We start from the raw sequence: 7,854 nt of genomic DNA, 5'->3' as shown, positions 1-7,854 counted from the left end.
TCATCCGTGAAGATCCGCTCCTACCTGCGCCGACGCGGGATCAAGGCGGTGATCCCGGAGCGGATCGACCAGATCAACGGCCGCCTCCGCCGCGGAGAAAGCCTGTGCCGGCTGGACCGGGCCGCCTACCGGCGCCGCAACGTCGTCGAGCGTTGCTTCAACCGGCTCAAGCATCACAAGGCCCTGGCCACCCGCTACGACAAACGCGCCCGCCATTACCAAGCCCTGGTCACCCTCGCCTGCCTACAACTCTGGCTGCCCTGACATTGCGGACACGACCTAGGGCCTCTCGTTCGGATCACGCCGGGCTCGCGGGGTCTGGCACCGCCCGCGCGGCGCGCACGTCACGGCACGCGGGACTCTCCGATGAGGCCGGATGCGCGCCGCTCGTGCTTCCGCGCGCCCCTACTGGCCCGAGCACGAAGCTGCGACCATCGCCCTGCGCGGCTCACGGCCGCGGCCACGGACACGGCGACGGGGGACGCATGACGCGGCGATGGCTGGTGACGGGGTGCTCTTCAGGGCTCGGGCTGGCGCTGGCAGGCGCCGCCGCCCAGGCCGGCGACCTGGTGATCGCCACCGCCCGCAGGCCCGCCACCATGAACGACCTGGCTGACCGGTACCCGGACCGGGTGTCGGCGGTGGCTTTGGACGTGTGCGACGCCGAGCAGTGCGAAGCGGTGGTCGCCCATGCGGTCGATCGCTTCGGCGGCGTCGACGTGCTGGTGAACAACGCCGGGGCAGGGCTGTTCGGCGCGGTCGAAGAGGTGTCCGACGACGAACTGCGCGCGCAACTGGAGGTGTTGACTGTCGCGCCGTGGCGGCTCACCCGCCTGGTGCTTCCCCTGATGCGCCGTCAGGGCTTCGGACACGTCGTCAACGTCTCCTCGATCGCCGGACGGATGGGGCTGCCGGGCCTGTCCGCCTATGTGACGGGCAAGTACGCACTGGAAGGGATGAGTCAGGCTCTGGCGGCGGAAGTCGCGCCCTTCGGCATCCGGGTGCACGCCGTCGAGCCCGGCGGCTTCGCCACCCGCTACGGCACCTCGCTGGCCGAGGCCGCCGGCCGCATCCAGGCGTACGCGCAGAGCACGGGAGACGTCGAGGCAGGCCTGCGAGGCATGGCCGGCAACCCCGGGCTGAGCCGGCCCGAAGTTTTCGCCCACCACGTCCTGCGCCTGGTGGCGTCGCCCACGGCACCGCTGCGCGTACCCATCGGCGCGGACGCCTACGACTTCCTGGAGGCGGCCGAGGCAGCGGGCCGCGCCGAGTTGGCGGCCGCGCACGCCTTTGTCCACGACCCCGCCGAGCGCCCGGGGGAAGACGCGGCACCCGTGACGCCCACCGTGTGACAACGGTGCCCGTGGTGAACCGCGCCCGCTGTCCTGCCCGCCGGACGAGAGTGTCCGTCCCTCACCCGGCGCCTGCGCCGCGAGCGCACGGCGGATGCCGAATTGGTCCATCTGGGCGCGTCGTTCGGGGGTGAGATTCTCGGCGCGGTGGTGGGTGCCGTCCAGGAGGAGCCACCGCTGCGCCGGGGACAGCCTGACCCACCCCGGCCGTTGCGCGGCCACCCACGCCCCGACGAGTTCACCGGCCACCTCGGGGTGCGCGCCCCCGGCCCGGGTGCGGGCGCCGGCGAGGGTGAAGCAGCGCTGCCCTGCCGCGTCCCGGCCGAGCGGGCACCATCCCGGCCGGAAACCGTCAGCGGCCGCTACCGCTGCGGCTGTGCCCGGAGCCCGTCGAGAATGAGCGCGAGCATGCGGGGCGACCGGTCCTCGGGGCCGGACGCGGCACGCCACAGTGCCCCGGTGAGCTGGAGGAAGTCGCCGGGGTCGGCGTCCGTGCGGATGCTTCCGTCCTTTTTGCCGGCGTCGAGCAGCTTGGTGATCGCGGCGATGACCGGCCCGTAGCTCTGCTCGCTGATCGCCTGGTGGGCGCCGGGGCTGAGCGCGTCGCCGAGGCCGTGCTTCCTGCGCATCGCTTCGACCAGGTCGGTCGTCCAGTGGCGGAGCGCTTCGAGGGGCGGCATCTCGGCGAGCAGCTCCGGCACGCTGCCGGTGATGCGCTCGACCTCGTCCTGGTAGACGGCGAGGGCGAGTGCCTCGCGGGTGGCGAAGTTGCGGTACAGGGTGCCCGGGCCGACCCCGGCGCGCTGGGCGATCTGGTTCATCGACGCGCTGCCGTCCTCCGCGAGCGCCTCGCGGGCGGCCCGGAGGATGCGCGCCCTGTTCTCGCGAGCGTCTGAACGGACCACGGGACCTCACCTTGCTAAGCGGAGAGTTCTCCACTACGTTATGCGGAGACCTCTCCGCTTACTTTAGAGGAGCATCATGCGGTACATCAAGCTCGGCACGACCGGCCTGGACGTGTCACCGATCGCGATCGGCGCGATGACCTACGGCGAACCCGACCGGGGCCACCCCGTCTGGTCGAAGGGCGAGGAGGAGGCGCGCCCGCTCATCAAGCACGCGCTGGAGGCGGGGATCAACTTCTTCGACACCGCGAACCTGTACTCGTACGGGTCCAGCGAGGAGATCCTCGGCCGCGCGCTCAAGGACTTCGCCGACCGCGACGAAGTGGTGATCGCCACGAAGCTGCGTCATCCGATGCGCCTGGGACCGAACGGACGGGGACTGTCGCGCAAGGCGGTCATGACCGAGGTCGACCATTCGCTGCGCCGCCTCGGCACCGACTACATCGACCTGTACCAGATCCACCGCAACGACCGCTCCACCCCGTGGGAGGAGACGCTGGAGGCACTCAGCGACCTCGTGAAGGCCGGCAAGGTCCGCTACCTCGGTGCCTCGTCCATGCACGCCTGGGAGTTCGCGAAGGCACTGCACCTGCAGAAGCAGCACGGCTGGGCCCGGTTCGTGTCGATGCAGAACCACTACAACCTCCTCGCGCGGGAGGAGGAGCGGGAGATGATCCCGTTGTGCCTGGACGAGGGCGTCGGCACCCTCGTCTGGTCTCCGCTGGCCCGCGGCCGCCTCGCCCGCGCGTGGGACGACGCCCGCTCGACGGTGCGCTCCGAGACGGACGGCGCGTACGCGGACCTGCTCTACTCGCCCGAGCAGGAGGCATCCAACCGTACGATCATCGACGCGGTCGGGCAGGTGGCGGACGCCCACGGCGTCAGCCGCGCGCAGGTCGCGCTCGCCTGGCTGCGACGCCAGCCGGTCGTCACCGCGCCGCTGGTCGGCGCCGGCTCGATCCGGCAGATCGACGAGGCCGTGGCCTCCCTCGACATCGAGCTCACCGACGACGAGGTGCGCGCCCTGGAAGCCCCGTACACGCCGCGGTACGACTGGCAGGGCGTCTCGGACGAGGCCGAACTGGAGGCCATCCGCAGGCGCGTCCCCGGCATGGCCCTCTCATGAAGCCCCTCGTGCGACTCAGGCGCGCCGGCAACGTCATGGCGATCATCGTCGGAGCCGGCGGAGCCCGCATCGGCCTCAGCACGCGCCGGTCGATCAGAAGCATGTCCTCGACCCACGAGCCACCAGCTGAGGAGACATACATGACACGCGTACTGGTCACCGGAGGAACCGGGTTCATCGGCAGTTGGTGCGTCCTCGCCCTGCTCGACGCCGGCCACACTGTTCGCACCACCGTCCGCGACCTACGGCGCGAACCGATGGTGCGCTCCTGGCTGCACGCCGCCGTGACCTTCGACGACGACCGTCTCACCGTCGTACGCGCCGACCTCGAACACCCCCACGGCTGGGAGGCCGCCGTCGACGACTGCGACTTCGTCCTCCACGTCGCCTCACCCACCTTGCGCCGCACCCCGGCGACCGGCGAGGAACTCATCGTCCCCGCCCGGGAAGGCGTCCTGCGGGTTCTGCGCGCCGCCCGTGATGCAGGCGTCCGCCGCACCGTCCTCACCAGCGCGTTCGGCGCCGTCGGTATCGGACACCCTCCACGCCCGACCCCGTTCACCGAGGAGGACTGGACCGACGTCGATGCAGACATCCCGCCCTACCAGCGCTCGAAAACCGTCGCCGAGCGCGCTGCCTGGCAGTTCGTCAAGGAAGAAGGTGGAGAAATGGAACTGGCCGCCGTACACCCCGTGGGCGTCCTCGGTCCCCTCCTCGGTCCCGACGACCCGCCTTCCCTGCGCCTGCTGCGCAGGATGCTCGAAGGAAGGATGCCCGCCTGTCCGCCCTTCGCCATGGGCTACGTCGACGTTCGCGATGTCGCCGACCTGCACCTGCGCGCGATGACCCATCCGGCAGCCTCCGGCGAACGCTTCCTCGCCGTGGCGGGGCGAAGCCTGCGCGTCGTCGACATCGCCCGCATACTGCGTGACCGCCTGGGCGAACGCGCCGAGAAGGCCCCGACCCGCGAGCTGCCCGTCTGGCTCACCCGCGCCCTGGCCACGGTGAACCCGGAACTGCGCCTGCTCAAGCACCAGCTCGGCCGTGACCTCGCCGCCACCGCCGCCAAGGCGGAGAAGCTCCTCGGCTGGACAGCACGCCCCATCGAGGACACGATCGCGGACACAGCCGAAAGCCTCCTCACCCACGGCCTTGGAACATGACCGGCCGTGCGTCGAAGCAGTCACCGGCGTCTCACTGGTTCGGCGTGAGCAGGAAGGTCAGGAGCGGTGCACCGGCGGCGATCCGTCCGACGAGCGGTCCGCAACGCGCCCGCTCGTCGGGCTGGTCCGCCAGGGTGAGTTGGTGCCGTGCTCCCGCGCGATGGCCGCCGGGCGCGCGGCGGTGATCGGCCCACCGTCGTCCGCGGACCGCATCCGCCGGTGTCCGCGGCGCCATCCGGTCCGCATCGCATCAGTGGTCACTGGGGACTTCACGTCACGGGGCCCGACCTCCGCGGTGCCGGGTCGTACGCGGCCTCGGCGGCTATGTCCCGGAGGCACCACGCCGCGGTGAGCAGTTCCCGGTGGGTGGTGTAGAGCGCGTTGACACCGAAGCGCAGGAGATCGGGGGCCCGCATGTCCGCGATCACGCCGCGGTCGGCGAGCGCTCGGGTCAGTGCGTGGGCGTGGGGGTGGCGCAGGGAGACCTGACTGCCGCGGCGGCCGGGGTCGGAGGGGGTGACGGAGGTGAAACCCAAGGGGGTGAGGAGTTCGTCGGCGCAGCGCAGGAGGAACCCGGTCAGGGACAGGCTCTTGGCGCGGACCTCGGCGAGGTCCACGCCGTCGTAAACGGTCAGGGCCGCCTCGAGCGCGAGCAGGGACAGGATCGGGGGAGTGCCGATACGGGCCCGGGCGATGCCGGGGGCGGGTGCGTAGTCCCGGCCCAGCCCGAAGGGGTCGGCGTGCCCGGTCCAGCCCGGCACCGGGGTGCGCAGGTCCCGGTGGTGACGGTGTGCCACATACAGGTAGGCCGGGGCGCCGGGGCCTCCGGAGAGGAACTTGTAGCCGCATCCGACGGCGAGATCGACACCGAGGGCGTCGAGCCGGACCGGCAGGGCCCCGGCCGCGTGGCACAGGTCCCACAGGACCAGCGCGCCGGCGCGGTGCGCGTCCCGCGTCACCTCCCGCATGTCGTACAGCTCCCCGGTGCGGAAGTCGACGGGCGAGTAGCTGACGACGGCCACCCGGTCCCCCTCCGTCGTGAGGAAGCGCGGCAGGTCGGCCGGCGGAACCCGCCGGACCTCCAGGCCGCGACGTTCGGCGACGGCGGCGGCCACATAGCGGTCCGTGGGGAAGTGGTCGGGGTCGGTGACCAACAGGGGGCGGTCCGGTCGGAGCGAGGCGGCAGCGTCCAGGGCGGTGTACAGCTGCACGCTGGTGGAGTCGCCCGCCACTGTCTGGCCCGGCGCGGCCCCGATGAGCGCGCCGATGGCGTCGCCCACCCGCAACGGCGCCTCCCACCAGCCGTTGCCGTTCCAGGAGCCGATCAGGTCGGTACCCCACTGCCGGGCCACGACGTCGGTGAGGACCGGCGGGACGGCGGCGGGCAGCGGGCCCAGGGAGTTGCCGTCGAGGTAGATGACGTCCGGGGGGAGCAGGAAACGGTCGCGCAGGTCTGCCAGCGGGTCCTCGGCGTCGAGGCGGGCGGCGACCTCGGTCAGGTCGGTCGTCGGCATGGTCGTCATCGGTGCGCGGGCTCCTCGTGCGCCGGCCCGGGGCGCCGGGCGGGGAAGGACGCCGCCATCTCCCGGAGGGTGTCGGCGACGGCACGGGCGCCGGGCGCGCCCGGTTCGATGAGGGTGTAGTGGCCGGTCCCGGGCAGGACGACCGTGGTGAGGTCGCGGTGGACGGCCGCGTAGTCGGCGAACTGGGTGAGGGGCACCTCCTCGTCGACGGCGCCGTGCAGCAGCACGGTGGGCACCCCGGTCGTGCCGGCGTCGCGCAGCAGGGTCAGGGGGTCCACCTCGGCCATGCGCTCCTCGAAGTGCTCCTCCCCGCCGAGAAGCTGCAGGGCGGCGCCGTTGCTCAGGTCGTCCCGGCGGGTGGCGGCCAGGTCGGTGAGCGGGGCCAGGGCGAGCACGCCGGTCGGCAGGGTGCGCGTGTGCCAGCGGGAGCCGGCCGGCAGCAGGCCGCGGGCCGCGCACCACAGGGCCAGGTGTCCGCCCGAGCAGTGGCCGGCCAGGACGTACGGCCGCCCCTGCGGAAGGGTGTCGACGATCCGGGCGACGTCGTCGAAGGTCTCCGGGTAGCCGCCCGCGCCTCCGGAGCGACGGAAGCCGGGCAGCAGGACGTCGAAGCCCTGCTCGGCGAGGTAGGCGGCGAAGGGGGTCAGGTGCATGCGGTCGTAACGCCAGTAGCCGCCGTGCAGCAGGATCACCAGCGGGGCGTCGGGGGTGTCCGAGGGCCAGGCGTCGTAGACCTGGTGGGGGTGGTCGCCGTAGCGGCCGTGCACCGGTGCCAGGACCGGCTTCAGGCTCAGTACCCGCTGCTCCTCCTCGGCCGCGAAGGCGGAGATGACCCTAGAGGTCACCGCGCACCTCCCACAGCTCGGGGAAGACCGGGCGGGCGGCGCGCTGCTCCAGCCAGGCCAGGCCCGCGGAGCCGGCGCTGCCCGGCTTCGCGCCCATCGCGCGGCGCACCACCAGGACGTGTTCGAAACGCCAGCGGGTGACGAGCTCGGCGATGTCGGTGAGCAGCTCGCCCAGTGCCAGGTGCGGGTGGTGCTGTGGCCCGGCGTAGATCTCCCGCCACATCTCCACCACCCCGGCGTCGGAGGTGTAGGGGCCGGTCACGTCCCGCTCGCGGACGTGCAGCGGTACGTGCAGGCCCTGGCGGTGCAGGAAGGCCAGCACCTCGTCGTACAGGGTCGGTTCGCGGTAGGTCTCGCCGAGCGCCTCGTGGACGGCCGGGTCGCCCCGGTGCGCGCGCAGCAGCCCGGCGGACTTGTCGCCGAGGAGGAACTCCATGTGCCGGTACATCGCCGACTGGAATCCCGACGCCTTGCCGAAGGCCGCCCGGAAGCCGTTGAACTGAGCCGGCGTCAGCGCGGCGATGGGCGCCCACGCGCCGTTGAGTGCCGTCAGGGCCCGGCGGCTGCGGACGAGGGCGTCCATGGCCGCGCGCAGATCGTCCTTCGCGAAGGCCACCCGCGCGGTGCGCCACTCGTGCACGATCAGGGTGAACCACAGCTCCATCACCTGGGTGGTGACGAGGAAACCCATCTCGTCCGGCGCGTCCGTGAGCGGGTGCTGCATGGAGTTGAGGACGGAGGCGTGCACATAGCTGTCGTAGGGGCTCGCGCCGGTGAAGGGCTGGGTCAGGACCTCGTCCGTGACCGGCTCGGCGAGAGCGGTCGTGCGGTCGTTCATCGCATCTCCTGTGCTGCGGCCGTGAGGTGGGACGGCCGCGTGAGGGTGCCGCGGATGGTGGGGGAGGGGTTCAGGCACCGGCCGGCCGGCCGGAGAGCCGGG

Annotated in this window: 8 protein-coding genes; 4 read left to right on the top strand and 4 right to left on the bottom strand. The window is 72.3% G+C overall.

What is annotated here, in order from left to right:
- A partial coding sequence (locus tag AB0946_RS28140; protein ID WP_366763434.1) for a transposase occupies nt 1-264 on the top strand: 264 nt, incomplete at its 5' end.
- A 221-nt stretch (nt 265-485) separates the two neighbouring features.
- Entirely contained in the window at nt 486-1,352 is an 867-nt protein-coding gene (locus AB0946_RS28135) for an SDR family oxidoreductase (RefSeq protein WP_366763433.1), read from the top strand.
- A 362-nt stretch (nt 1,353-1,714) separates the two neighbouring features.
- Here AB0946_RS28135 and AB0946_RS28130 read toward each other — a convergent pair whose 3' ends face one another.
- Nucleotides 1,715-2,257 carry a TetR/AcrR family transcriptional regulator gene (locus AB0946_RS28130; protein ID WP_366763432.1) on the bottom strand — a complete coding sequence of 181 codons (543 nt, stop codon included), beginning with the start codon at nt 2,255-2,257 and terminating at the stop codon, nt 1,715-1,717.
- A gap of 76 nt (nt 2,258-2,333) precedes the next feature.
- Between AB0946_RS28130 and AB0946_RS28125 the strand changes: the two genes are divergently transcribed.
- A complete protein-coding gene (locus AB0946_RS28125) occupies nt 2,334-3,383 on the top strand; it encodes an aldo/keto reductase (RefSeq protein WP_366763431.1) in 1,050 nt (349 codons plus the stop codon).
- 140 nt (nt 3,384-3,523) lie between these two features.
- Nucleotides 3,524-4,546: an aldehyde reductase gene (locus AB0946_RS28120; protein WP_366763430.1), complete on the top strand. Its 1,023-nt coding sequence runs from the start codon at nt 3,524-3,526 to the stop codon at nt 4,544-4,546.
- Between the two features lie 269 nt (nt 4,547-4,815).
- Here AB0946_RS28120 and kynU read toward each other — a convergent pair whose 3' ends face one another.
- From kynU to AB0946_RS28105, 3 genes are read right to left on the bottom strand one after another with little or no spacing between them, the layout of a single operon-like run.
- Complete coding sequence (gene kynU / locus AB0946_RS28115; RefSeq protein ID WP_366763429.1) at nt 4,816-6,069, bottom strand: kynureninase; 1,254 nt, start codon at nt 6,067-6,069, stop codon at nt 4,816-4,818.
- Entirely contained in the window at nt 6,066-6,914 is an 849-nt protein-coding gene (locus AB0946_RS28110) for an alpha/beta fold hydrolase (protein ID WP_366763428.1), read from the bottom strand. The genes kynU and AB0946_RS28110 overlap by 4 nt, the downstream gene beginning before the upstream one ends.
- Nucleotides 6,904-7,752, bottom strand: coding sequence for a tryptophan 2,3-dioxygenase family protein (locus AB0946_RS28105; RefSeq protein ID WP_366763427.1), 849 nt, complete (start codon nt 7,750-7,752; stop codon nt 6,904-6,906). Before AB0946_RS28105 ends, AB0946_RS28110 begins: the two co-directional genes overlap by 11 nt.
- Nucleotides 7,753-7,854: the final 102 nt, after the last annotated feature.

It is taken from the genome of Streptomyces sp. NPDC046870, assembly GCF_040704595.1.
Taxonomy (GTDB): Bacteria; Actinomycetota; Actinomycetes; order Streptomycetales; family Streptomycetaceae; genus Streptomyces; species Streptomyces argyrophylli.
The sequence above is the reverse complement of the archived record's forward strand: the minus strand, read 5'-3'. Positions and strand labels throughout refer to the sequence as shown.